This is a genomic window from Hungatella sp. L36 (assembly GCF_014288035.1).
The window spans coordinates 266,364-292,156 of the sequence record NZ_JACOPC010000001.1 but is presented as its reverse complement, the minus strand read 5'-3'; the positions used below and the strand labels follow the sequence as shown (position 1 = coordinate 292,156).

Here is a 25,793-nt window from a genome sequence, read left to right as displayed (position 1 = left end):
TCCGGCAGGATTCCCCGGCTTCCACTTAAGTCCTGGTGCAAAGTAGTACTAGCGGGGAACCTCTACCATCGCGTAAGCTTCAATCATGTCATCTTCCTGGATGTCATTGAACTTCTCAAATACAAGACCACATTCGTAACCTGTCGCAACTTCCTTCACATCATCCTTAAATCTCTTTAAGGATGCCAGCGGGCCATCGTAGAGCTGCTCTCCTGCACGTGTAATACGTACGCTGCAGCCTCTCTGGAACTTACCATCCATGACATAGGAACCTGCGATCGTACCGACGCCGGAAGCCTTGAATGTCTGACGCACAATGGCGTGGCCGATAACCTGCTCTTCAAAGATCGGATCCAGCATGCCCTTCATGGCCGCTTCCACATCCTCGATTGCCTGATAGATTACCTTGTACAGTCTCATATCCACTTTCTCGCGCTCTGCTATGGACTTCGCCGTCACATCCGGTCTTACGTTAAAGCCGATGATGATGGCGTTGGAAGCAGATGCCAGAGATACGTCGGATTCGTTGATGGCGCCAACGCCGCCGTGGATTACCTTTACCATAACTTCTTCATTGGACAGCTTCACAAGACTCTGCTTCACTGCTTCCACAGAACCCTGTACGTCAGCCTTGACGATGATCGGCAGTTCCTTGATATTGCCGGCCTTGATCTGGCTGAACAAGTCATCCAGTGATAACTTAGCTTTTGTATCTTCCAGTAATTTATTCTTGCCTTCAGAGATAAATGTCTCTGCGAAGTTTCTCGCTTCCTTCTCGTTTACAGTTCCTACCAGAACCTCGCCTGCGTTTGGAACGTCACCCAGTCCCAGGATTTCCACAGGAGTGGATGGACCGGCCTCTTTGACTCTGCGGCCCTTGTCATCCATCATGGCGCGGACTTTTCCGTAGCAGGAACCTGCGGCAACGGTATCTCCTACATGGAGAACACCCTTCTGTACCAGAACGGTGGCAACCGGGCCTTTTCCCTTGTCAAGCTCTGCCTCGATGATTAAACCTCTGGCAGTTCTGTTCGGATTGGCCTTCAGCTCCTTCACCTCTGCGGTTAAAAGGATCATCTCCAGAAGCTCCGGAATACCGTCCTTTGTATGTGCAGATACCGGTACAAATACCGTGCTGCCGCCCCAGTCTTCCGGAATCAGTTCGTATTCGGATAATTCCTGTTTTACTCTGTCGATGTTGGCACTCGGCTTATCGATCTTATTGATTGCCACAATAATCTCAACGCCTGCTGCCTTCGCATGGTTGATCGCCTCCACGGTCTGCGGCATCACGCCGTCGTCCGCTGCGACTACCAGAATTGCGATATCTGTGGACTGAGCGCCTCTCATACGCATGGCCGTAAATGCCTCGTGGCCTGGTGTGTCTAAGAAGGTGATCTTCTGTCCGTTAATTTCCACCATGTAGGCGCCGATATGCTGTGTGATACCGCCGGCCTCTCTGGAGGTTACGTTTGTCTCACGAATCGCATCAAGAAGGGAGGTTTTACCGTGGTCAACGTGGCCCATAACGCATACTACAGGCGGTCTGGCAACCATGTCGGCCTCGTTCTCCTCATCCTCTTTTAAGAGCTCTTCGATGACATCTACTTTTACTTCTTTTTCGCAGAGAACTTCGTATTCCATAGCGATCTCTTCCGCCTGGTTGAAGTCGATCTCCTGGTTCAAGGTTACAATCTTGCCCTGCAGGAACAGCTTTTTAACGATTGCTGACGGCTGAAGCTTCATCTTCTCCGCTAATTCCTTAATTGTCAGGACCTCCGGAAGAATGATCGTCTTAACGACCTCTACCTTAGGCTCTTCATGTGCCGGCGGCTGGATCGGCGCTTTAAACTTGCCGCCTTTGCCCAGATTTTTCTTTGCGTCGTCGTCCTTGTCTCTCTTGTCGAATCTATCGTTCTTATAGGCGTTTTTATTGCCTCTGTTGCTCGTTGGTTTTGCCTGGATCGGTGTATCAAAGGACTTGGCTCCTCCGTCTCTGCCTGTTCCCGGACGTCCGCCCGGTCCCTGCGGTCTGCCTCCGCGATTATCGCGGTTGCCCTGATAACCTCCCTGGCCCTGCGGTCTTCCATCACGGTTGCCCTGATAGCCTCCCTGGCCCTGCGGTCTTCCGTCACGGTTTCCCTGGTAGCCTCCCTGGCCCTGCGGTCTTCCGTCGCGGTTGCCCTGGTAGCCTCCCTGGCCCTGCGGTCTTCCGTCGCGGTTGCCCTGGTAGCCTCCCTGGCCCTGCGGTCTTCCGTCACGGTTTCCCTGATAGCCTCCCTGGCCCTGCGGTCTTCCGTCGCGGTTGCCCTGATAGCCTCCCTGGCCCTGCGGTCTTCCGTCGCGGTTTCCCTGGTAGCCTCCCTGGCCCTGCGGTCTTCCATCACGATTGCCCTGGTAGCCTCCCTGGCCCTGCGGTCTTCCATCACGGTTTCCCTGGTAGCCTCCCTGGCCCTGCGGTCTTCCGTCGCGGTTTCCCTGGTAGCCCTGGCCCTGCGGTCTTCCATCACGGTTTCCCTGGTAGCCTCCCTGGCCCTGCGGTCTTCCGTCACGGTTTCCCTGGTAGCCCTGACCCTGCGGTCTTCCGTCACGGTTTCCCTGGTAGCCCTGGCCCTGCGGTCTCCCGTCACGGTTTCCCTGGTAGCCCTGGCCCTGCGGTCTTCCGTCGCGGTTTCCCTGGTAGCCCTGGCCCTGCGGTCTTGCAGATGAATTCTGGTCGGAACGCGCGTCGGTCTGCTGCGGCTGCGCCTGCGGTGACTGGCCTGCGGGTGCCTGTGTCTGCGGAGCCTGAGTCGGCTGAGTCTGAGTCGGCTGAACCGGCGCTGTCTGGCTCTGCGGTGCCTGCTGCGTATTTACTGTGTTATCTGCTGCTTCACGCGGCTGGACACTCTGACCGGATACCGTGTTGTTTCCAGCGGTTCTCTGCTCATAGCTGCCGCCCTGATTCTGCGGTCTTCCGTCACGGTTTCCCTGATAGCCCTGGCCCTGCGGTCTTCCGTCGCGGTTTCCCTGATAGCCCTGGCCCTGTGGTCTTCCGTCGCGGTTTCCCTGATAGCCCTGGCCCTGCGGTCTTCCATCGCGGTTTCCCTGGCCCTGCTGACGCTGCGGCTTCATCTGTGCGTTCTGCGGACGGAAAACTGCTGCTATTTTCTTCTTGTGCGGCTCACCCGCGCCTGCATCAGTTCTGGCTGAGTCATCACCCGCCGGCTTCTCGGACGCCGGTGCGTTCTGCCTTCCTTCGCTGCTTTTTCCAGCTCCGCCCATCGCTTTTCTCACGATAGACGCCTGGTCATCCGATATATTGGATGAACTCTTTAAATTTATATCGTGCTTTTCCAGGATATCCAGTATCTCTTTACTGCTGTCTTTTCCCAGTTCTTTTGCCAGATCATATACTCTCATACTTACTACCTCCATTTGTATTCAATAGTTTCACGACTGCTTTTGCGAACCCCGCGTCCAGAATGACAAGGGAAGCTCTCATTTCCTTTCCCATTGCATGACCGATCTCGCTCTTTTTACCGAAAAAGTAGATTGGAACTTCATAGTAAGTACACATATTGGTGAACATTTTTCTGGTGTTGTCAGATGCTTCCTCCGACACGATCACCAGGAATGCCTTTCCACTCTTCACGGATTTCTCCGTCATAAATTCTCCGCTTGCAGTCTTCCCGGCCTTTGTAGCCAGACCAATCAGATTAAGAACTTTCTGTCTGTCATCCAAGCTGCTCCATCTCCTTTTCCAACGTTTCGTATACTTCCTTTGGAATCGCCGTCTTAAAGGAGCGTTCCAGACCCTTGTTCTTAACTGCTTTCTTAAAACAGTCCATGGAGGGACACAGATATGCGCCGCGCCCGTTCTTCCGTCCGGTCGCATCCAGCACAATCTCGTCCTCCGCCGTCTTAAGCACACGAATCATCTCTTTTTTACTTTTCATCTCACCACAGCCGATACACTGTCTGAGCGGTATCTTCTTTGTACTCACGTTTCAATCACTTCCCGTTTTATTTTTCCTGGCTGTCTTCCTCTAAGCTGTCTTCCTCTAAGCCGCCGTCCTGGTAATCTTCCTGATCGTCTTCCTGGTAATCCTCCTGGTATTCTGTGTCTCCATCTTCCTGATAATCGCTTTCGTAATCCTCGTAACCTCCGTCTTCCTGATAATCCAGACCCAGTTCTTCGAATAATCCCATCTCTCTGGCCTGTGTCTCACTCTTGATATCAATCTTATATCCTGTCAGCCTTGCTGCCAGTCTCGCGTTCTGGCCTTCTTTACCGATTGCCAGGGAAAGCTGGTAATCCGGTACGATAACCTGAGCTTCCTTTGAATCCTCGTCAGCCACCACGCAGATAACCTTTGCCGGGCTTAATGCATTCTCAATTAAGTATGCCGGGTTGTCGTCCCAGTTGATGATGTCGATCTTTTCGCCGCGAAGCTCATTCACGATGGCATTCACCCTCGCGCCGTTTAAGCCGACACATGCGCCTACCGGATCCACATTCTGGTCGTTGGATTTAACGGCGATCTTTGTTCTGGAGCCTGCCTCTCTGGCAATGGCTTTCATCTCTACCGTTCCGTCTTTTACCTCTGCCACTTCTGATTCAAATAAGCGTTTTACCAGATCCGGATGGGTTCTCGATACGGAAATCCTCGGTCCCTTCGGAGTATCCTTTACCTCCAGAACGTACACCTTGATTCTCTCCGTGGCCTTGAATACCTCGCCCTTCACCATCTCCGCCTCATTTAAAATGGCATCGACCTTACCTAAGTTAATGCTGACATTCTTCCCTAAATATCTCTGTACAATACCGGTAACCACTTCCTTCTCCTGGCAGTACCAGTCGTTATACAGGGCTTTTCTTCCTTCCTCACGGATCTTCTGGAGGATCACATTCTTCGCATTCTGTGTGGCAATACGTCCAAACTTCTTGGAATCGATCGGACACTGTACGATATCTCCCACGTCATATTTCGGATCCGTCATCTTGGCTTCCGCGAGGCTGATCTGAAGCAGCGGGTCTTCCACTTCCTCCACCACTTCCTTCTCCGCGTAAACGGAAAAGTCGCATGTATCGCGGTTCATGCTCACCTTGACATTGTCTGCCTTGCCAAAGTGGTTCTTGCACGCCGTAAGAAGAGAATTCTCGATCGCCTCCAGCAGGGTATCTTTGCTGATATTATTCTCTTTTTCCAGAATATTCAGTGCTTCTAACAGTTCCTTATTCATTTTTTTATCCTCCTACTCTCATCCATCATACTGTTTAGAAATCAAATGCCAGCCGGATTAATGCGATCTCCGGGCGGTTAAATACAAGCTCGGTCCCGTCTTCCACCGTGACAGTCACGGTATTTTTATCATATGCTTTTAAAGTACCCGTATAATCCTTCTGTTTATTCATCGGTTTGTACAATTTAATATCCACATCTTCTCCGATGCTTCTGTCGAAGTCCTTATCTTTCTTAAGCGGCCTTCCCAGCCCCGGTGAACTCACTTCCAGAATATAGCTGTCCTCGATAAAATCCTTCTCGTCCAGCCATTCTCCCAGCCTTCTGCTGACAACCTCACAGTCATCAACCGTAATTCCGCCTTCTTTATCTATATAAGCACGCAGATACCAGTTTCCCGCCTCTTTTACATATTCCACATCAACCAGTTCAAAATGATATTCTTCCATCAATGGAAGCAGGTAGTCTTCCGTCTTCTTTTCATAGGTCTCTTTTTTTGTCATGTTCTTCCCACCTTTCTGCACAAAATTGAAAGAGTGGACTCTCGCCCACTCTTTATCAGTCATCTATCATGTTATCGCTACGATTATAGCACTGTTTTCCAGCCATTGCAAGGTCTTTTTAAACTTTCCCCGTAAAACCGTCGTATTTACGCCATTTTCACCCCATTTCCAGTCCGCTGTGTGCAACATTTCCTGCTTATCTATTCACTTCGAAGCGCATCGATGGGATTTAAACCTGCTGCCCGCCTCGCCGGCATATACCCGAAGACCAGGCCGATCGCCGCGGAAACTCCAAAGGAAACGAGAACAGCCGGAAGTGTGGCGGCCGCCTTCATATGCATCAGACTCCCCGCGGCCGGAGTGATCACACATCCCAGTGCGATGCCCACCAGTCCTCCGATGGAGCTGGTAACCGCCGCCTCAATGACAAACTGCTGAAGAATGACGGATTTTTTCGCTCCCAGGGACTTTCTGATCCCGATTTCCCGTGTCCGCTCCGTCACCGATACCAGCATGATGTTCATCACGCCGACGCCGGCCACCAGAAGGGAAATCCCCGCGATTCCTCCGAGTGCGGCGGACATCATGGACATGGTGGACTCCATGGACTTTAACATCTCGCTCATGGAACTGATATAGAAATAGTCCGGCGATTTATACCGCCCCTGAAGAAATACGGTCAGAAGGATTCTGGCTGCTGCAATCTCCTCCACCTTATCCACCGTTATGATATACTCGGAGACATCGGCATTCTGATTCATCAAGAGTGCCGTGGTATATGGCAGAAGGGCGCGGTCATCCGGACCGCCCTGCTTTAGCTCGTCTTTGTCCCGGCGCTGCAGCACGCCCACCACCTTGACCACATTTCCGTCAAACCGTACGCTCTCCCCCACCGCCGCCTCAGCGCTTCCAAACAGGCGCGTGGCAGTGAAATACCCCAGCACACAGACAGGCTGTCTCGACGCGATATCCGAATACTGAATATACCGACCCGCCTCCAGCTTTTTCGCGTCAATGCCGTAAAACTGCTCGCTGACGCCGGAAATCCTGGTTTTGGTCAGCTTATCAGTCTTATGCTTGATCGTCGCCTTCACAGGGACCTGCGGAGATATTTCCTTATAATATGCCCTGTTTTTATCGTAAAACGCATATAAGTCCTGGGGGGAGACCGACCTGGTGGGTGTATTGGTCAGCTGTACCTGCAGCTGATTGGTCCCCATGTCTGAGAAGCTGGCTCTGATGTAGTTCATCTGCCCTTCCACCAGCCCCACCAGAATGATGACCGAAGCAACCCCGATGATGATTCCCAGCATGGTCAGGAAGGAACGCATCTTGTTGCTCAGAATATTTTTGATTGCCATCTTAAATGACTGCCGCATAGTCGTTCACATCCCCGTCAAAATTAATCCTGCCGTCGTGAATCCGGATCACCCGCTTTGCCTCCAGGGCAATGGAGTTGTCGTGGGTGATCATCACGATGGTATTTCCTTCTTCGTTCAGCTGCTTTAAAAAGTCCAGAACTTCCCGGCTCGTTCTGGAATCCAGGGCTCCGGTCGGCTCATCGGCCAGGATCAGGGAGGGATTCCCCGCCAGCGCCCTGGCGATAGAGACACGCTGCTGCTGGCCTCCGGACAGCTGGCCCGGCAGATTCTTATACTTATCCGCCAGCCCCACCCGTTTCAGTGACGCCATGGCGCGCTCCCTCCGCTCTTCTCCGTCAATTCCGGCGTAGATGAGCGGCAGCTCCACATTTTCCAGAAGCGTGCTGCGCGTCAGCAGATTGTACTGCTGAAAGATGAAGCCGATCAGGCGGTTGCGGATATCTGCCAGCTGGTTGTCTGTCATCTCCCCCACGTTCTCGCCTTCCAGATGGTACGTCCCGCTGGTGGGCACATCCAGCGCTCCGATAATGTTCATCAGCGTGGATTTTCCGCTTCCCGACTTTCCCACAATGGCTGTCATCTCTCCCTTTTCGATCGAGAGGGAAATGCCGTCGTTGGCCCGCACCTCCTCATCCCCCATTTCGTATATTTTATAGATATCCTGCAAATCAATCAAAGGGCCCATAGCCGCTCCTCCTTTCCTGTTATTGAGTGTTGTGTTATAGATCAATCGCCATTTCTTCTCCCATACTCTCGCTGCCTGGAGCACTGTCGAAGCCCTGAACCAGGTAGACCTCATCCCCCTCTGAAAGGCCCGATGTGACCTCCACCTGCTCGTCGTTCATGATTCCCGTTTCCACCGTCACCTCTCTGAATCCGGCGGGCACCTCCCCCTTCGCCTCCTTCACCGAGGGGTCCTTTACATAGACCACATTTCCCCTCATCAGGCTGGCGGCCGGGATGACAAGCGCATTCTTAGATTCCTCCAGAAGGATCTTTCCGTTGACGTTCATTCCCGGCAGAAGTCCCTTCGGGTCCTTCACCGTTACGGAGACGGGGTACGTGGTAATTCCGTTGTTATTGGTGCTTTCCAGGCTCACATTTTCCACAATCCCCTGGAAGGCCGCATCGCCGGCCGCCTCCGCCGTGATTTCCACCGTCTGTCCCGCCTTCACCTTCGATACATCCAGCTCGTCGATGGACATGGAAAATGTGATGGAGGAGAGGTCGTAAATCACCGCCATCGCCCCGTCGCCGCTTGTCTTGCTGGTGATCTTGTCACCGGCCTTCATGTTCTTGCGGATGACGGTTCCCGATATGGGCGCCGTGATGGTGTAGTTATTCATGCTGTTCTTCGTGCTCTGGATCTTATTATTGGCGGAATCCATGGCATCCTTCGCGCTGTCCAGCTTCTCCCGGAAGCCTCTCATCAGCTTATCCGCCGATTCCCGGTCGAAACGGAAGATGGGAGTCCCCTTTGCCGCGTAATCGCCCTCTGAGACGAGAAGCTGTTCCACAGTCACGCTGTCCGGCAAATCCGCACTCAGTATCGTCTCGACTACCGGGCTGAAGGTTCCTTCCAGGCTGCTGCTGTAATCGCCCACCGTCGCGGTCGCCGACTGTTCCGTGGTTAAACCGCCCGGATTGGCCGCCTCAATGGTCACATAGCGCACAATCCGGCCGCCTGTCAGCGTCTCATCCTTTGCGCTGACTGCGGTCACGGTTCCTGGTATCTGTTCTCCTGTGGAAGACAGAGTGGCAAGGGCCGCACTTCCCGCTCCGATGGCCGCCGCTTCCGCGGAAAGGAAGGGAACCTTCAGCCGCATAACGGAATCGTCCTCAATATCCGCAATCTTCGTTCCGCTGGTCACCGTCTCGCCTGCTTTTATGTAGATCTTTTTGATATATCCGCTGTCTCCGGAGCGGAAAACACCGTCGTTAAACCGGCCCTGGGCTCTGGAATAGTCCTTCTGGGCGTCTTCCAGATTCCTCGCCGCTCTTTCCACGGAGTTCTGCGCGGACTTCATCTCCTCTTCCATGTTGCTCACATCGATCCGGTAAAGCACCTGGCCCTTTTCCACCTGATCCCCCACCTCGAAATCGGCGCTGGTGATCTCGCCCTCCACCAGCGAGGATACCTGATAGGAATTCCTCGGCTTCAGCACTCCCGAGGAGGAGAGTCTGGAGCTGATGTCCTGCCGCGCCACCGGCGCGGTCATCGCCTCGGTCCCCTTACCCGCCCCGGCGCTCCGCCCATGATTCCTTAAGGCCGCGGTTCCCGCCGCTGCCAAAAGCGCAAACGCCGCTGCCACAATGATTACCGTTTTCTTCTTTTTCCTGTTTTTCATGGCCGTTCTCCTGTCAGTCTTCTAAATAATCCAATACCGTGTACGTTTCTGTTCCGTCCTCTTTCACAGTCTTTTCATAGACCAGCGTGACCGTATCCCCGACCCGGACGTTCCCGTACATGGAGAACGCAAACTGCATCTCCGAACTGGTAAGCAGGTACTGCTCCCCGCTTTCCTCCAGCATCACGGCGCTGGGTGACATCACGTCCACGGAGGTATAATAGATGTTGGAGACCGTTCCCCGGACGATTCCGCGCCTGCTGTCCGACGAATCCTCCGTGTAGGCCCAGATGCTCTTTGATCCCGGGTGATAGTAAAGCAGCACCGCGCCGCCGCTCTCCACTGCGTCTTTCAGTGCCGAGACCGTGGAGGACTCGCCGTTGATAAACACATTGGCCTTATCCAGCTTAAATGGAATATAGCTGGATAAGCTTCTCTTACTGCGAACCAGTTTGGGGCCCTTCAAACCGTTGTCCGCCATCTTTAAAGGATTGATCTCTCCATCGGAGGTCAGCTCGCATCCGAACAGTTTGCCGTAGATATCGCCGCCGTCTTTCGGCTTTGTCTTTAACAGATTATAAAACAGGTTGATACAGTCCCCTCTCGCCAGCAGCTCTGCCGCTTCCCGGTTCACGTTCTCGTCAAGCTTCAAAAAGCGGTACTGGGAGATCCTTCCTCCAGCCTGGCTGCCAGCAAAATCTTCATCCTTGTACCCCAGCAGTGCCAGAATGCCTCTGACCGCGTCCTGAAGTGTGACGTTCTGGTCCGGTTTAAACACGCCTCCCAGATAGCCCGTCATATAGCCTTTTTCCACCGCCGTTTTGATATAGGAGGCGTAGGCGTGATCCTTTCCGACATCCGCGAAGACGGAGCTGCTGCCTTCCGGCGGCACCGAGCTGCCGTAGGGGGAGGCCAGCACCACCATCTTTGCATATTCTGCCCTGGTAACATTTTTTTCCGTGTTAGTCACGTTCATGATCCCGGCCATGCCGACTACTTTCTTTTTCAAATCCATATTAACGGCAGCCAGGGAGGTCATCGGATATACCGCTGTAACCACGATACAGGCTGCCGTCGAAGCTGCAAATAATCGTCTGTTCATCAATTGTAATCCCTCATTTCTCAGAATAAATTCATCTGCATTATAACGTGTAAGACAGCGTTTTTCCATAATCTGAGCCTCTTATTCAGTTTTCTTCAGAATTAAAAAAGCACCGGCCGAAATGACTTTTCAGCCATTTCAGCCGGCGTTTTTTCTTTCCTCGGCGCTAAGCTTTTGGTAAAAACAGCGTCGCGGTAAACCCGTCTTCGTCTTCTGTTGTATCGAAGGAGCCTTCGTGCTCCTTCATAATCTTTCTGCACGTCTTAAGGCCGATTCCTGAACTCTCCACCAGGGCGCCATCCGTCCTTTTCCGGTTGTGGATCGCAAGCCGGGCACCTTCCTTTGTCTGCACACAGGCAATCGTAACAGGGTATTCCCTGGCAGCGTACTTCGTCAAGTTGGAAAAGAGGTTGTCCACTACCCTGCGGAATAAATCCACGGAAACGTAGTAGACCCCATCCATCTCCTCCATTTGAAAATCCACCGTGAATCCCCGGCCCTCCAGTGCAAATGCGCTCTCTCCCACCGTCTGCTGGAACAGTGCCGACCCGTCCACCGGCTCCATGGCCGGTTTTTCCTCCCTGCCGTACACAAGAAAATATTCAAACAGACGGTCTGACATCTCCTTGATCTGCATGGCCTTCTTCCGGCTGGTAGCAATGAAATGCTTCTGCTGGGCGGCGTCCTCCGTCTCCTCCTCATCCAGCAGCTCCAGATATCCCAGCAGAGACGTGAGAGGGGAGCGCAGGTCATGAGACATGGCAGTCACCAGTTCCTGATTGGCCTGTCTGGCCTCCGCCTCCTTCTGCTCCCGCTCCAGGATGGAAATCCGCATCCGGTTGATCCCTTCTGCCAGTTCCCCCAGCTCGTCGCTTCCCCTGACGGAGACAGCGTACTCCATCTGGCCGCCCTCCAGAATCTGAAGCTCCTTCTTCAGGAGTTCGATGTAGGAAGTCTTTTTCTGTATCAGATGCAGAAATACGGTAATAAAGAGCAGGAATCCACAGATCACAGAGATCCGGTCCGCCCACTGGTAATACCGGTATTCATAGAACGGCATCAAAAGCACAGACGCCGTTCCGTCTGCAAAGGTAAAGGTATACGCGCTGTCGTCCGACACCGGCATGACCTCCGTCTCAGCCGTATCCTCTTCCGAAGTGATCACATTTTCCACATCGAAGGGATACGAGGAATAGATTACACGCCCGAAACGGTAAATGACCATCGCCACATACGCCTCCCTTTCGACCCACTCGTCCAAAGGACTCAAATCGGAGAGAGCGATGTTCTTATCCTTGATATACTGCTGCAGCGCTTCCTCTGTCCGCACCTTCTGCTGCACATAGGCTTCCTGAGTATTCTGCGTCCTGTCAATCCAGTCATAGGCGGTCGTATGTATTCCCATATAGAGAAGAAATGCCGCCGCCATGGCGATGGCCACCGAGGCCATTAGCTCCGCCCAAAGTCTGTTTTTCCATGATATTTTCTGTTTTCTGCCGGGCCGTTTAATCAATGCGGTACCCCTTTCCCCACACATTCCGAATGCAGCGCGGATTCTGGGGATCATCCTCCAGCTTTTTTCTCAGATTCCGGATATGGACCATCACGGTGTTGTTCGACGAAAATAGAAACGGCTCATTCCAGACCGCCTCATAAATGTCCTGTGTGGTATACGTCTTCTTACGGTTCTCTGCCAGAAGGAGCAGGATTCGGTACTCGATATCGGTCAGCAGAACCCGTTCCCCGTTCTTGTTGACCTCCTCCGTATCCGCGAAGATTTCCAGCCCCGGCAGGCTGATCACCTCTCTCTCCGTTCCCTTCTTTCCTTTATATACACAGTAGCGGCGCAGCATGGCATTGACTCTGGCCTTTAACTCCACACTGGAAAATGGCTTCACCAGATAGTCGTCTCCTCCCGCCGCAAATCCCTCTTCCTTATCCCGTTCCTTGGATTTGGCCGTCAGAAACAGGATGGGGGCCGATGATTTCTTTCTGATCTCCCCGCACGCCTCCACACCGGAGCATCCCGGCATCATCACGTCCAGAATGATTAAATCAATCGTGTGATCCGCCTTTTCAACCGCCTCAATTCCATTGACGGCCTCCACTACCTCATAGCCCTCTCTCGTCAGTAATATTCTTACAACCTCTCTTATCTCAGGATCGTCGTCTGCAAATAGTATTTTCTTCATCACGGCACCTCCGAGGTAATTATAACCCGGCTGTCTTTTATTTTCCATCACCCGGACGTATCCTTAAGCATTCTTAAGAAAGCAGTATAAAATCTGTCAGGAATCCCCGCGGGACGGGTAACGTTACGCGGGGATTGGGGGATTGATTTTGCTATTTTGGTTTTGCTATTCTGGTTTTGCTATTCTGTTACCTGCTTTCTGTGATCCAGGCTCCTGTATTGTCCAAACGGTATCCATCCGGTGTTACCGTGTCTGCCAGCATGCGGCCGTCTTCATCCAGATAGTACCATTGCTCTCCAGCCTTGATCCAGCCGGTTGCCAGGGCCCCGGACTGGGGCATGAAATAGTACCATGAGCCGCCGATATACTTCCAGTCTTCCGCCATCATTCCATTTTCACCGATCCAGTACCACTGCTTTCCTTTGTAAATCCACTCCGACTGGTAAAGCGTTCCATCCGGGTGACAGAAGCTCCATCCGCGCTCCGATTTTGTCCAGCTTCCTGTCGATTCCGGAATGGAATTTGATGAATTTTTCCCGGTCTCTGAGGTGGTGGTGGAATCGTTGTCAGAGGAGGGAGGGGCTGGGGTGCTTGGGTTGTCCGGGGTGTCTGGGTTGCCTGGATTATCTGGGTTGCTTGGGTTGTCCGGGTTATCTGGACTGTCCGGGTTGCTTGGATTATCCGGGTTGCCTGGGTTATCTGGGTTATCCGGGTTGCTTGGATTATCCGGGTTATCTGGGTTATCCGGGTTATCTGGACTGTCCGGGTTGCTTGGATTATCCGGGTTGCCTGGGTTATCTGGGTTATCCGGGTTACTTGGATTATCCGGGTTATCTGGGTTATCCGGGTTATCTGGATTGTCCGGGTTATCTGGATTATCCGGGTTGCTTGGATTATCCGGGTTGTCCGGGTTATCCGGATTCCCCGGCGTCTTTCCGCCGAACTCCATCGCTCCGATATCCGGCCGCTGCCCGGCAAGGTTCTCATTTCCAAAGAAATCCCTGTTATATTCCACACCGTCTATCTTCGGGAAATTCGTCCCCACCACATAGTCAATACTTCTGCCGCTCTTGGCTTCCTCGTAAAGTTCCCTCGGAGAATACTCTCTTCCGTCTACCGGTTCTCCGCCTCCGAAATACATCAGCGCCTCTTCCATCGTCACACCGGCGTCAATCAGCATAGAACCTTCGGTCAGCTGATAGCCGTCCAGTTTGCCTGAACTTCCGGTCACAGGCTGCTGCGTTTGATTGATTTCCGGCGCAGTGCCCGGGGCCTTCAGCCCGGCCGCATCGGCTTTTATTGCCTTCGAATCTCCGGCCGGTGCCTCCATTCCTCCGATATAAGCGTTGTTATACAGTTTTAAATGGTCTTTCAGTTTCGCCGTATCTCCGCTTTCTCCATAGAATACCTGTCCCTCCGGATATTGGAAGACATTGTTGAACGCATAGATTTCATTCACGCCCAAACCGGCGCCTGTGTTGGACAGATAGAAAACACCTTTAGGTATGGTGCGGTCCGAGTAAATGGTGTTCTGGTAGATCATCGTTCCATTCGGACATCCCTGGGCAAACTCGAAGGCCTTGTCCCTGTCATTCTGGCTGATATTGTAACGAATTGTAGCCCCCGTGTGGGGATAACCTCCCATGATCAGCATAAAGCCGCCTTCATTATTATGGCTGTAATTGTACTGCATGACGGAATTGGAGGAGGCGTGATCGCAGTCCAGCCCCTGGCCGTCCTGTACACTGTGCGTATCATAGGCTTCATTATACTGAATCACCGTATTAGCCGCCTCAAATGGCCAGATTCCTACATTATAGCCCGTGTTCTGGTAACGGCAGTCGCGCACCAGATTGTGTTCAATCAGGGCCCCATCGGTATCCCGCACTGTAATTCCGTCGCCGCCGATCTTTTCCATATAATTGTTTCTCACCACCACATTGGTGGAAGGATACCAGTTCACCGGAACTCCCGGAGAATTCTTCTCCCACTGGTTACACCAGGAAGAGCTGACAAGCTTGATTCCCGATCTGTCCACACGTTCAAAGGTACAGCCGGCGATCAGCACATCGTCGTATCTGCTCGGAACTCCGGTCAGCTTTCCGCCCCGGATATCCGCCTGTACATCGAAGAAAATACCTCCGTTCCATTTAAGGTTAATATTGCCGTTGATATCGTGAATGTAGCAGTCCGTAATCGATATACCGGACGCCGTTCCGAAATCCTTGATGGACACGTTTACAGCCCTCAGAGCCTTTGACCGGTTATTGCTGTTGTTTAGCCCGAAATCAGTCTGATATCCGGCAGAGAGGTTGGTAATTTCCAAATCAGATATGGTTATGTACTCCTGATTAAACAGAGAGATTACATTTTCCACCGCTCCTCCTCCGTCAAGGCGCGGCAGCTCTCCCTCACCATAAGCGCCAATTATAATCGGCGCCGCTTCGCTGCCCATGCCGTTAAATACCAGCTGCTGCTCCCGGAACACGCTGCCGCGTTTTAAAAGGACCTGGTCACCGGGAACAAAGGTGCCGTACTGTTTCATTTTTCCAAGAGTTTTCCATGCTTCCGCTTCAGAAGTTCCTGCAGCGGTATCATCTCCCGTTTCTGAATCAATATAGAAGGTCTGCGGATTCCTTATCGTATCTTCTTCAAACACCGCCATAATTCTCAGAGTCTGGTAATCCCCGGCCGGCACGGTAAGCGTATCACCAATCACCACGACATCCGGGGCCCCCTCTGCCTGATACTCCTTCAGACGATACCCCGCCTTGGCCACAGAAGACAGCGTAATCTGCTCTCCCTCCGAGGCTTCACTCACATTTGCAGATGCCGCTCCTGTTCTATATGCAGAATCCACCTCACCCTGGTAAATGGAAACCACTTCCACATCTTTTTTCTGAAGAATCCGTTCAATCATAAGGTTGTCAAAGATCACCGGTGCTCCGGCGCTCATATTAAACAGTCCCGCTCCGGGAGCCATGCCTGACCATTCGCCACTGTTATCTTCCAACACCATTTTTTCTGTTCCGTCAATTAGAAGTACGGCTTTCCCGTCATTTACCTCGATCTCCACATGGGAAAATGCACTGGTCAGCTGAAATGCACATTTCTTCAATTCATCGTTCTTACCGTCCTGAAACCTTCGGAACATGGCGCTTCCCTGGGAATTTACCGCCAATACATAACGTTCATCAAACGCTTTTCCATTTCCTGCAAAGGCGATCTGGAGAGTTCCGTTGTTGGCTCCGGCCCTGCGTACATCCACGGAAATCCGGTAGCCGTCGCCTTTCGCCAGCTGATCGAACACACCTGGATCCACCAGAACGCAGTTGGCTTCTCCAGCCTGAGCATCCAGAATCAGTTCCTCATCTGTAATTTTTGCGCGATCTGCGTCTTTGATGAAACCATACTGCCCGTCTTCATTCAGCGCCGCTCCGAAGTCATCGAAGAAAATCTCGTCTTTTCCCGGCTCCCGTGTCTTAAAATAGGCAGCAACCGTCACATTTCCAAACTTTTCATTTAACTGGAACTTGTGGTTAATGATGGGCATCAGCCCGTCCGTCGGTGTCCCATCCTGTCCCCAGGATGCGTAATGATCAAATACATACCCGTGTTTCGCTTTTGCCTGCAGTGTGATCGTATCCCCTGAGTAGCCGGTCTGCCGGTCCGCTGTCAGCGTTCCGCCGAGGGTTGTTCCAGCCAGGTCATCCACTCCGTCGGTCACTGTTTTTAGAGTGACGGTATACTCTTCTCCCTGCGGCGCTTCATCTGTGGAAACCACGAGATTGTCCACAGCGAAATCCTGGGCCGGATACTGGCCCGCGATTACGATATAGCCCTGCTCCATTTCCGCAATTTCATCATTTTCCGCTGTAATGATTTCCTCACCGTCCAGGTATGCGGTAATCTTCCCTCCGCTTACTTTTATGGCGAGCTGGTACTCCCCCTGACTTAAGGCCGGAAAATGAACAGAATTATATACGGTTCCTCCATTATTCTCCAGGTACACCAGGTTCCTCGGGAAATCAAAACGCAGCTGCAGCCGGTCCCCGTCATAGCCTTCCGCCGCCTTAAATCCGAATTTCGCATTGCAGTTCGTATTTCCGCCTCCAATCATCAAATCCGCTTCCAACAGAAAATCGTTCGCCGGGATCTTCATTTTCGACCCCATACGGTTATTGGGCCCGCCACCCTTTATCACGCCCTGCCCTCCGGTGAAAGTTACCACGGCCGTGTTATTGACGTTCCAGCCATCACCGTTGTCAAACGTCTCTTCCATCAAAATTCGGGAAAGCGTCATGGCCTCCGCCCTCATGGCTGTTGACGGGGTGGCCTTCTCTGCCTCTGACGGAGTAGCTTCTCCCGCTTCTGACGGAGTGGCTTTTCCCGCTTCCGACGAAGTGGCTTTTCCGTCCTTAAGACTCTCTGTTACAACTGCCGCCCTGGCTGTCATGCGCCCTGGAAATCCAGCGGCGCCTGTACCGCCCGGCAGTCCCCCGGTGATCAGCACTGCACTGAGCAGTGCGCAGCAAACTCTTCTCCCTGTATACCTCATATCCATCCTCCTGCTATTCATTTTTGCCTCCGGTCACTGACTTTGCAGTCCGCAATCCGCTTTGTCAATTCCTGTTCAAACCGTTCCGCGGCGTACTGATCCGCAACCGCTCCTGCCACTTCCTCAAATGGAATGACTCTTCCCTTTTCTCTCCTGACACAATGTAACAGCTTGTCTTCCCCATTTTTTCCAGTCCAGCGATACTGTCCTCCTTCCTCCAACTGCAGCAGATGTTCTGCCAGTTCTTCATCCGATTCCGATAGCCCACGCATACTCTCTGCCTCCAGAATCACATTTCCTTCGTATATGGTGCGTCCCTCCTGCCGAATGGTATATTTTGCTTCGATCGTGTCCACGTCCATATAATTTTCCTGATGAGTTTCGTAATAGCGGATCAGCTCAGATGAATCCGTTTCCTCCAGAATGCGGGTGCGCAGCATCCGTTCCCGCTCCCCCGTAAGTCTGCGGTAATACTGAAGCGGCGTATATTCAACCGGACCATACAGGACCCCACCTTCAGACTGAAGCTTCTTTCTCTCTCTATTTTCATTTTCCAATGACTGTATCAAATCATCATAGGAAAACTCATCAGCCATACCTCCTTCTGCCGCCCAGTTCCATATTTCCCTGGACCGCACTGTGCGCTCCAGACTGCCGTCATGGAAAGCCAGCTCCTCTTCGGATACCGGATCGCCATTTATGGTAAGCGGTGCCTTTTCTTCGTTTAACTGCTTTGCTAAAATAAATATCATAACCACTGCGGCAAAGACTGCCAGGCATGTTCTTCTTTTAAACAAGGCATCCCCCCCCTTTTTCTTTTTCATTTTAATTAATTATTTTTTATAATTATTATAAAGAAGAGGATATGAAATTGATATTGCCTATTTTCCTAATATTTCAAGTGTATTTTTGTATATTTTGAACAATTATTTTGTTGTTTCAGTAGTACCTATAATTATATTTTAAAACCAATATAGGCGTTTTCATTTTATTTGTTTTGATGTTTTTCACTTTTTTTAAGTTTTTTATATCTTTTTTAGTGTTATTTGCTTATTATTTCAAATTATCTATTTCATCTTTTTTGCTCTGATCCTTTTTGGCCCCGCTTCCAAACTTCTGTTCCGTACTTGCAACTTCCCGGACTTTGTACATATCATAACACTATATCAGATAAATCTGTTATACAAGGAGGACCCATGAAGCCAAAACTGGAAGTTTGTGGGGTCAGCTACTCCTATCATTCCCTCGAGGGTGAGACTCTGGCCCTTTCCAATATATCATTTACGGTAGATAACGGGGAATTCATTGCCATCGTCGGGCCATCCGGCTGTGGTAAATCCACCCTGCTGTCCATGTTATCCGGTCTTATCGAACCGGATGAAGGAGAAATTATCATTGACGGAGTCCCGCGTACAAATTCCGGTGCGGGCATCGGATATATGCTGCAGCGGGACCATTTATTCGAATGGCGTACCATTTTAAGCAACGCCGAATTAGGGCTGGAAATTCAGAAGAAACTGAACGACAGTTCCAAAAAGAAATTACATGAGATGTTAAATACTTACGGACTTGAGGCCTTTAAAAACGCCCGTCCGTCTGAGCTGTCCGGAGGTATGAGGCAGCGTGCGGCTCTCGTCCGTACACTGGCCCTGGAACCGGACCTTCTTTTATTAGACGAACCATTTTCCGCTCTGGATTACCAGACGAGACTGGCCGTCTGCGATGATATCAGTTCGATCATAAAAAGTACCCATAAGACAGCCATTCTGATCACTCATGACTTATCGGAGGCCATCAGTGTCGCCGACAGGGTCATCATTCTGACAAGCAGGCCGGGAAGAATGAAGGGCATCGTCCCTGTTTCCTTTGGAGAGGGCTATGTAAGGCCGTTGGAACGCCGGAATACTCCGGAATTCTCCACTTATTTTAATCAGGTATGGAAGGAGCTGCAGACCCATGATTGAGACACATCCAACTCTGGCACAACAGGAATTCATCGCCAAAGAAATGCTACACCGCCGAAATGTCCGGATTCTGCGCATCATGCTGCTGGTGCTCCTTCTCGCTCTGTGGGAACTGTGCGCAAGACTCGGCATTATCAATGACTTCATCTTCAGTTCTCCCTCCAGAATGACCATTTGTTTTATAAGCATGGTGAAGGATGGCACAATCTTTCTCCATACCGGCGTCACAGTTATGGAAACACTGGTAAGCTTTGCTCTCGTCGTCGTGGTCGGTCTTGCGACCGCGATTCTGTTATGGTCCAGCCGCAGTGTATCCGAGGTTTTAGAGCCTTATCTCGTCATGCTCAACAGCCTTCCGAAATCGGCATTGGCCCCAATCCTGATCGTATGGCTGGGCAACAACATAAAGACTATTATCGTGGCCGCTATCTCTGTGGCCGTCTTTGGTTGTATCATGACGCTTCACACCGGCTTCATGCAGACAGATCCGGATAAGATCAAGCTCATCTATTCCCTCGGCGGAACAAAAAAAGATGTACTCACTAAGGTCCTGCTGCCCGGCTCCGTGCCTCTGATTATCAGCAATATGAAGGTAAACATCGGACTCTGCCTCGTCGGCGTTATAATCGGCGAATTTTTGGCGGCAAATAAGGGACTTGGATATTTGATCATTTATGGCAGCCAGGTCTTCAAGATGGATTTGGTCGTCATGTCGATCGTTATTCTTTGTATTGTTTCGGCAATTTTGTATCAGGGGATTACGGTGTTGGAGAAGCGGATGAAATAAGAGAAAAGCTATTAAAAAGCGGCGGCGCACCGTACTTCCATACGCTGCGCCGCCGTTCACCTCAGATAGGGAATAATCATTTCCCTAAAAAGAGGACACTACATATTTAGGAGAGTTAATAGATACGAAAAAGGAGTGAGTCTGACAATTCAAAAAATGGTCAGATTCACTCCTTTCCACAGTCCTGTCTATTCATTTAATGCACCGCAGCTCCAATATCCTTCCTGTGCTGTAGCGATGCAGCCATACCAATCTGATTTAAGGTCACATAATGAACAGCAATCCAAATTTAAACCATATTTTAGTTGATTATTACTTCTCATTGTGGTATTATATTTATAGAACATACGTTCTGATTTTATAGAAAGGACGGAGCAGTTATGGAGAATATCCTGGAATTGTTATATGATCAGCCTGCCAGAGTACATGAGAAGGATTCACCGTTTGTAAACACTGCGCAAATCAGGAACAAACACATGGAACTGCTGACAGACAGCATGACAGACGAACAAAAGGACCTGTTGGAAGCATACTTTGAAGCAGACGACAAGATAGACAACATGATGAACTTTGACAGGTTTCAGTATGCCTTTCATCTCGGCGCACAGTTCATGGCCGAGATCTTAGAAGGAAGGGGGAAGCTTTTGAATCAGTGATCCCAGGTTTTTCCTAAAAGCCAGAGACAAACCACAGTCACACCCTGCCGCAGACAGCAGGGCACTCATACGGACTCCGGCGGCTGGACATGAAAGCATATCCCTCCACCGGAGCCTCCTGCTTACGTTCCCTGATAGGAAAATCTCCTGATCCCGGCCGGCGTATCGCACGCCCTCCCGTTACCGGTCGCATACACCCCTACGTATACCCCCGTAAATCCCCAGATCACCTCTGTGGAAAGGAGCTTTACCATGCCAGTTCCCACCACATGCTTTTCTCCCCGGCTCACAAAGCCGAAGGTATACTGCTCACGGTCCGCCTCGATGTATAGTGTTACCATTTTATCCGCAGGAAGTGCCCTCTCCGTCACGCTCTCCATATCCTCCACTCTCCGGTGGAGTAGCACGTATCGCCGATCTCCTCTTTTCCTGATTCCCAGGTCGTAGTGGGCATGGTCAGAGCACAGCACGGCGATTCCCGCTTCCTCCCATTCATGAGCCGGATGAAACGACAGATCCACACTGCATTCCATCATCATATGGCACTGCCGTCTTCCAATGAATGCGGGGCAGGCTCCATCCGAAAGATTTTCGGGCCGTCCATGCAGAATCAACCCTTCCTTTTCATCACCGGATTCATACCCATCAAAAAACTCACGAATGAAATTCCATTTGAGATTCAGACTTTTTCCTGAGAAATCATCAAGGAAGTATTCTCCCTCTCTGGCAGCCTGACGGACAGAGTCTCTCCCATTCACCACAGCAGCTACATGTACTTTCGCACATTTCCCTCCGGCAGCTTTGGGCCATCCATTTTCCCATATCACCGGCAGCAGCGCAGTCTCTCTGCCCAGATGGTGATATTTTACAGTAGAGATACGGTAGCAGAGGAACACGATCCACCAGTTTCCATAGTCATCTTCAAACAGATCTCCATGACCTGTGCCAGTAAGTACCGGCCGCGCTTCATCTCTGGCAGTCAGCACAGGATTATCCGGCCCCGGTTCGAAAGGCCCCCACGGGGAACGGGAACGGAATACCGTGATCATATGTCCCGTCTCGGTTCCTCCCTCCGCCAGCAGGAGATAGTACCAGTCATTGATTTTGTAAAGATGTGGCCCCTCCACGCATCTTCCCCCGGTTCCCAGTGATATCACTCTGGGGCCTTCTGTCACAGCCCCTGTTCGGATGTCAACCCGCGATTGCTGGATATATCCCACATTCCCCCTTCTCCCAGTCGTCTCTCCCCAGCCATTGCTGGTTAAATAAACGCTGCCGTCATCGTCAAAAAGCAGGGATGGGTCGATCCCCGTTTGAGAGAACCAGACTGGATCAGACCACGGGCCTCTCGGATTGTCAGATGTCACCACAAAGTTACCTGCCTCCCCGATGGAAGTATTCGTGCAGACCATATAAAAAGTACCTGCGTGATACCTGATGGTCGGCGCATACAGCCCCTTAGATGCTTTTGTTCCCGGGAACGTCATCTGTGACGGCCTGGTGATACAGTGTCCTATCTGCTCCCAATTCACCAAATCTCTACTATGAAACACAGGGATCCCAGGTAGATATTCAAAGGTACTGTTGACCATATAAAAATCTTTCCCCACGCGGCATACGCTGGGATCCGGATAAAAACCGGACAATATCGGATTTTCATACTCCATATTCCTGTTCCCCTTCCTTTTCAATCATCAGAAGTTGTATCCCCTGAGGCGGCACCCTGCGTCTGATGATCAGTCTGCCGTCAGGTGCAGTTATTTTAAGCACCTCATCGCAGGTAAGCTCCGCCGCACGCTGCAGTTCCCGGATCGCTGCTGTATCACAAAGATCTGGCCGCCCCAGTTCCAGCCACTTCCGATACGTATTATGATGTTTCCTGTCGATACAGATAACTCGGATCGTATAACCGGTTTTCTCTATACCCGATACAGCCGCTTCTATATTCACAGGCGGCAGTTCTCCCTCAGGGTCACTCTCATTGACATGATAAAGCAGAAGCTGAATACCTTCCGGTGACTTAGCCGCCATACACCCCACAGGCCCTCCCGACTTGTCTCCTCTTACTTCCAAAAGCTCGTCTCCCATCAGCGCCAGTAATTCATGCGCTGTTCCTATGGGCTTCATCACATGGCCTCCTGTAGACAGCCCTCTGTTTCCGGCAAACAGTTCTCCCCGGCTGTCCTCCAGACAGAACCCCCAATATAACAACATGTTGACCCGGAAGCCGAAGTTCTGTCTGATCTTCGTTAAACAGTCGGCCAGTTTAATGAAAAAGCAGGCGGAAAACTCGCTGTTTCTCTGCTCCAGCACAGGATAATCCCGGGAATTTTTCTCATAATTTGAGAATACTCCCCATTCATTCAGATGGAATTCCACCTCCTTAAGACCCGGATAGCCCTCTATCATTCTGGCGATCCACATCACCTGCTGGCAAAATCGCTGTACCTCCGGCATAATAAGTGGATATTCCTCCAGCCAGCCTCCGCTCATGCCATAGATATGGTAAGAAAGAAAATCGATTTCGGTTCCCTTTTTCCCTGTTACCGCATTTGTCCCATTCTCCACATGTTCCAAAAAGTCTCTGAAAAAATCTGGTTGAAACACTCCTGGCCCTCCGACTCGAAAGCGCTTATCCACCCCCTTTACTGCTTCCACAAACACATCGTACAACTTGTGAAACAGAGGCCACTCAGCCACTGGCCAGCCATCCGGCTCATTCCACACCTCAAAATACCAGGTTCTGACCTCTTCTCTTCCAAAGGTATCTGCCAGATTACGGACAAAGGCATTCAAAAGTTCCTGCCATTTTCCCCAGTCGGCAGGATACGAGCGGTTATCATATACCCCCTCCTCCACGCCACCCCGCATCTTGCGGACAGACAACTCATCTGGAAGGAAATCCAGTTCCACCACAGGCTTAATGCCGTAATCCAGATACCGTTTCAAAATCCCGTTTATTTTTTCAAAATGATACTGTCGTTTACCGTTTTCGTCCTCTGAATATACGTTTCCGCCAGCATCAGGAAAACCATCCTTGCTCAGCCGCGACAGGGTATGATGGTTCCTCATATAGCGGCAGGTTCCATGTTCCTTCATGCGTTTCAGCAGGAATTCACCACCTTCCGTATCGATAAGGGGATACAGGGAATCCAGGCCACAGGCCGCCCAGAAGCGGTCATTCTCACCAATCCTGTTTTCCGGACAGACCGTAAATTCATACGTCTTCACAGTACTCACCCTTTCACGCCTGCAGCCGCGATCCCTTCTATAAAGTATTTCTGTGCAAAGATATAGATTACGACAATAGGAATCAGCGACATGGTGGTAGCCGCCATGATCAGCGTATACTCCGTTCCCCACATCTGTTGGAAATACCGGATACCGATCTGCAGTGTATATTTCTTCTGATCATTTAAGTAGATCAGGGGACCCATGAATTCATTCCAGGAATTCAGGAAGGTCAGGGTCACCAGGGTCGCAACCGCCGATTTGGAGAGAGGAAGGATAATCCGGGCAAAGATGCGTACCTCGCTTGCACCGTCTATACGCGCCGCCTCTACCAGGGAATCCGGGATACTGACGAAGAACTGGCGCAGGAGAAACACGCCGAATGGACTGAACCATCGCAGCAGTATCAAGGTCCAGAGTGTATTCATCAGGCCGATCTTATTTAACAGCTCATACTGCGGGATCATGGTCACCTGGCCTGGGATCATCATGGTAGCCAGATAGAGAATAAACAGTGTATCGCGTCCTTTAAACCGCAGCTTAGAAAAAGCATAGGCCGACAGCGCGCAGGTAAGTACCTGACCTGCCGTGGAGATTACGGCAACCTTCGCCGTGTTCCAGTAAAATTGAAAAAACGGAACCTTTGTGACTACCTGCACATAGTTCTTCCAAACGGGAACCTCCGGAAACCACTTAATCGGCATGGCAAACAGCTCACTTTTGCTTTTCACGGACCCCAACACCATCCATGCAAACGGAAATACCATGATTAATGCAACAAAAATCAACAAAAACATAACAATAGCAGTAAACTGTACTCTATTTCGTTTTACCATATGCTGTTCTTTTCCTTTCACCGGTCCTTTTAATAATTCACCCATTTTTTCTGTCCCACGAACTGAATCAGCGTGATGACCAGAATAATGACGAATAAGACGTAAGCCACTGCCGATGCGTATCCAAAACGCATATCCACAAAAGCTCTCTGATAGATATAATAGGTCAGCACGTTGGTCGCGCGTCCCGGGCCTCCCTGAGTCATCGCCATAATCGTATCAAACACCTGAAGAGAGCTGATAAACTGCATGACGGTACAGAGGAAAATCGTAGGCGACAGCATAGGAACTGTTATCTTAAAAAAGCAGTTAATGCGGTTGGCTCCATCTATGCGGGCCGCTTCGTATAAATCTCCGCTGATGCCCTGAAGCCCCGCCAGGAAAATGATAGCATTATATCCCATAGACCGCCAGATCGAAACAATCTCTACAGAAATCAGTGCAAACGTGCTGGATGAGAGCCACATGGGAGGATTCTGGATACCAAGCTTCATCAGAAACTGATTGATGGGTCCGTAGTTAGCCAGTATCGTAGTCCAGACAATGCCGATGGCAATCATGGATGTTACCTGAGGCAGAAAATAGATAGTACGGAACAATTTAATTCCCCTGATCTTCACATTCATCAGGCAGGCAATCAGAATGCCTAAGAGAATAGAAAGGGGTACCGTAACCAGAGTGTAATGGATATTATTTAAGAAAGAAATTTGAAACGTGCCATCCTGAAACAGCCTGATGTAATTCCCAAGACCGACAAATCTTTTGGCTGTCAGCCCGTCCCAGTCATAAAAGCTGATAACAAAAGATTTTATGACCGGATACACAATAAAAACCATAAAACCAACAAAATTAGGTAATAAAAACAGCCATGCGGTACGCATTTGAGAACGGGAGTATGCACTTGTATGTGTTTTTGCCGCTTTCTTTTTCATATAAAACTTCCTTTCCGGATTTTAAGGAGCACTCCTTTTCAGAAAGAGGCTGCTGCATGCAGCACCCCCCTATCCTG

At 50.9% G+C, this 25,793-nt stretch carries 20 protein-coding genes; 3 read left to right on the top strand and 17 right to left on the bottom strand.

Annotated elements, in window-relative coordinates; genetic code table 11:
- Window positions 1-48: 48 nt before the first annotated feature.
- The 13 genes from infB to H8S80_RS01155 form a co-directional block, all read right to left on the bottom strand.
- On the bottom strand, window positions 49-3,402 hold the full coding sequence (infB, locus tag H8S80_RS01215) for a translation initiation factor IF-2 (RefSeq protein ID WP_187049032.1): 3,354 nt from the start codon (window positions 3,400-3,402) through the stop codon (window positions 49-51).
- Window positions 3,389-3,724, bottom strand: a complete 336-nt coding sequence (locus H8S80_RS01210; protein ID WP_002600708.1) for a L7Ae/L30e/S12e/Gadd45 family ribosomal protein — start codon at window positions 3,722-3,724, stop codon at window positions 3,389-3,391. Before H8S80_RS01210 ends, infB begins: the two co-directional genes overlap by 14 nt.
- The gene (rnpM, locus tag H8S80_RS01205) at window positions 3,717-3,986 is read right to left on the bottom strand and encodes an RNase P modulator RnpM (protein WP_002600709.1); all 270 of its coding nucleotides are present in this window, start codon (window positions 3,984-3,986) and stop codon (window positions 3,717-3,719) included. Before rnpM ends, H8S80_RS01210 begins: the two co-directional genes overlap by 8 nt.
- A 19-nt stretch (window positions 3,987-4,005) precedes the next feature.
- Window positions 4,006-5,226: a transcription termination factor NusA gene (gene nusA / locus H8S80_RS01200; RefSeq protein WP_002600710.1), complete on the bottom strand. Its 1,221-nt coding sequence runs from the start codon at window positions 5,224-5,226 to the stop codon at window positions 4,006-4,008.
- A 34-nt stretch (window positions 5,227-5,260) separates the two neighbouring features.
- On the bottom strand, window positions 5,261-5,728 hold the full coding sequence (rimP, locus tag H8S80_RS01195; RefSeq protein ID WP_002600711.1) for a ribosome maturation factor RimP: 468 nt from the start codon (window positions 5,726-5,728) through the stop codon (window positions 5,261-5,263).
- A 200-nt stretch (window positions 5,729-5,928) separates the two neighbouring features.
- Window positions 5,929-7,107, bottom strand: a complete 1,179-nt coding sequence (locus tag H8S80_RS01190) for an ABC transporter permease (protein WP_055657378.1) — start codon at window positions 7,105-7,107, stop codon at window positions 5,929-5,931.
- On the bottom strand, window positions 7,091-7,795 hold the full coding sequence (locus tag H8S80_RS01185; protein ID WP_002600713.1) for an ABC transporter ATP-binding protein: 705 nt from the start codon (window positions 7,793-7,795) through the stop codon (window positions 7,091-7,093). Before H8S80_RS01185 ends, H8S80_RS01190 begins: the two co-directional genes overlap by 17 nt.
- 34 nt (window positions 7,796-7,829) lie before the next feature.
- On the bottom strand, window positions 7,830-9,458 hold the full coding sequence (locus H8S80_RS01180; RefSeq protein WP_117631550.1) for an RND family efflux transporter: 1,629 nt from the start codon (window positions 9,456-9,458) through the stop codon (window positions 7,830-7,832).
- A gap of 13 nt (window positions 9,459-9,471) precedes the next feature.
- Window positions 9,472-10,560: an S-layer homology domain-containing protein gene (locus H8S80_RS01175; RefSeq protein WP_055657490.1), complete on the bottom strand. Its 1,089-nt coding sequence runs from the start codon at window positions 10,558-10,560 to the stop codon at window positions 9,472-9,474.
- A gap of 166 nt (window positions 10,561-10,726) precedes the next feature.
- Entirely contained in the window at window positions 10,727-12,073 is a 1,347-nt protein-coding gene (locus H8S80_RS01170; RefSeq protein WP_181987926.1) for a HAMP domain-containing sensor histidine kinase, read from the bottom strand.
- Entirely contained in the window at window positions 12,066-12,752 is a 687-nt protein-coding gene (locus H8S80_RS01165; RefSeq protein ID WP_117631566.1) for a response regulator transcription factor, read from the bottom strand. The genes H8S80_RS01170 and H8S80_RS01165 overlap by 8 nt, the downstream gene beginning before the upstream one ends.
- Window positions 12,753-12,939: 187 nt before the next feature.
- Entirely contained in the window at window positions 12,940-17,310 is a 4,371-nt protein-coding gene (locus H8S80_RS01160; protein ID WP_117631546.1) for a right-handed parallel beta-helix repeat-containing protein, read from the bottom strand.
- 17 nt (window positions 17,311-17,327) lie between these two features.
- Window positions 17,328-18,107 carry a hypothetical protein gene (locus H8S80_RS01155; RefSeq protein ID WP_117631544.1) on the bottom strand — a complete coding sequence of 260 codons (780 nt, stop codon included), beginning with the start codon at window positions 18,105-18,107 and terminating at the stop codon, window positions 17,328-17,330.
- Between the two features lie 399 nt (window positions 18,108-18,506).
- Between H8S80_RS01155 and H8S80_RS01150 the strand changes: the two genes are divergently transcribed.
- The 3 genes from H8S80_RS01150 to H8S80_RS01140 all read left to right on the top strand — a co-directional run bounded on the left by H8S80_RS01150 (window position 18,507) and on the right by H8S80_RS01140 (window position 20,717).
- Window positions 18,507-19,274 carry an ABC transporter ATP-binding protein gene (locus tag H8S80_RS01150; RefSeq protein WP_002600721.1) on the top strand — a complete coding sequence of 256 codons (768 nt, stop codon included), beginning with the start codon at window positions 18,507-18,509 and terminating at the stop codon, window positions 19,272-19,274.
- Entirely contained in the window at window positions 19,267-20,061 is a 795-nt protein-coding gene (locus H8S80_RS01145) for an ABC transporter permease (protein ID WP_055657366.1), read from the top strand. Before H8S80_RS01150 ends, H8S80_RS01145 begins: the two co-directional genes overlap by 8 nt.
- Window positions 20,062-20,441: 380 nt before the next feature.
- The gene (locus H8S80_RS01140; protein ID WP_002600723.1) at window positions 20,442-20,717 is read left to right on the top strand and encodes a DUF6809 family protein; all 276 of its coding nucleotides are present in this window, start codon (window positions 20,442-20,444) and stop codon (window positions 20,715-20,717) included.
- 122 nt (window positions 20,718-20,839) lie between these two features.
- On the opposite strand, the gene H8S80_RS01135 is transcribed toward H8S80_RS01140, so the two are convergent.
- Genes H8S80_RS01135 through H8S80_RS01120 form a run of 4 tightly spaced genes read right to left on the bottom strand, consistent with a single transcriptional unit; the run spans window position 20,840 to window position 25,716 of the window.
- Complete coding sequence (locus H8S80_RS01135) at window positions 20,840-22,384, bottom strand: glycoside hydrolase family 43 protein (protein WP_117631542.1); 1,545 nt, start codon at window positions 22,382-22,384, stop codon at window positions 20,840-20,842.
- The gene (locus tag H8S80_RS01130) at window positions 22,374-23,948 is read right to left on the bottom strand and encodes a GH39 family glycosyl hydrolase (RefSeq protein ID WP_181987925.1); all 1,575 of its coding nucleotides are present in this window, start codon (window positions 23,946-23,948) and stop codon (window positions 22,374-22,376) included. Before H8S80_RS01130 ends, H8S80_RS01135 begins: the two co-directional genes overlap by 11 nt.
- 5 nt (window positions 23,949-23,953) lie before the next feature.
- Window positions 23,954-24,784, bottom strand: coding sequence for a carbohydrate ABC transporter permease (locus tag H8S80_RS01125; RefSeq protein WP_002600727.1), 831 nt, complete (start codon window positions 24,782-24,784; stop codon window positions 23,954-23,956).
- Window positions 24,785-24,813: 29 nt separating this feature from the next.
- A complete protein-coding gene (locus tag H8S80_RS01120) occupies window positions 24,814-25,716 on the bottom strand; it encodes a carbohydrate ABC transporter permease (RefSeq protein WP_025531675.1) in 903 nt (300 codons plus the stop codon).
- Window positions 25,717-25,793 lie beyond the last annotated feature (77 nt).

Bases quoted from the DNA above. Each gene is read 5' to 3' on its own strand.
- infB (WP_187049032.1), bottom strand. From the start codon at position 3,402: ATGAGAGTATATGATCTGGCAAAAGAACTGGGAAAAGACAGCAGTAAA.
- nusA (WP_002600710.1), bottom strand. From the start codon at position 5,226: ATGAATAAGGAACTGTTAGAAGCACTGAATATTCTGGAAAAAGAGAAT.
- rimP (WP_002600711.1), bottom strand. From the start codon at position 5,728: ATGACAAAAAAAGAGACCTATGAAAAGAAGACGGAAGACTACCTGCTT.
- H8S80_RS01190 (WP_055657378.1), bottom strand. From the start codon at position 7,107: ATGCGGCAGTCATTTAAGATGGCAATCAAAAATATTCTGAGCAACAAG.
- H8S80_RS01185 (WP_002600713.1), bottom strand. From the start codon at position 7,795: ATGGGCCCTTTGATTGATTTGCAGGATATCTATAAAATATACGAAATG.
- H8S80_RS01180 (WP_117631550.1), bottom strand. From the start codon at position 9,458: ATGAAAAACAGGAAAAAGAAGAAAACGGTAATCATTGTGGCAGCGGCG.
- H8S80_RS01175 (WP_055657490.1), bottom strand. From the start codon at position 10,560: ATGAACAGACGATTATTTGCAGCTTCGACGGCAGCCTGTATCGTGGTT.
- H8S80_RS01165 (WP_117631566.1), bottom strand. From the start codon at position 12,752: ATGAAGAAAATACTATTTGCAGACGACGATCCTGAGATAAGAGAGGTT.
- H8S80_RS01160 (WP_117631546.1), bottom strand. From the start codon at position 17,310: ATGAGGTATACAGGGAGAAGAGTTTGCTGCGCACTGCTCAGTGCAGTG.
- H8S80_RS01150 (WP_002600721.1), top strand. From the start codon at position 18,507: ATGAAGCCAAAACTGGAAGTTTGTGGGGTCAGCTACTCCTATCATTCC.
- H8S80_RS01145 (WP_055657366.1), top strand. From the start codon at position 19,267: ATGATTGAGACACATCCAACTCTGGCACAACAGGAATTCATCGCCAAA.
- H8S80_RS01140 (WP_002600723.1), top strand. From the start codon at position 20,442: ATGGAGAATATCCTGGAATTGTTATATGATCAGCCTGCCAGAGTACAT.
- H8S80_RS01135 (WP_117631542.1), bottom strand. From the start codon at position 22,384: ATGGAGTATGAAAATCCGATATTGTCCGGTTTTTATCCGGATCCCAGC.
- H8S80_RS01125 (WP_002600727.1), bottom strand. From the start codon at position 24,784: ATGGTAAAACGAAATAGAGTACAGTTTACTGCTATTGTTATGTTTTTG.
- H8S80_RS01120 (WP_025531675.1), bottom strand. From the start codon at position 25,716: ATGAAAAAGAAAGCGGCAAAAACACATACAAGTGCATACTCCCGTTCT.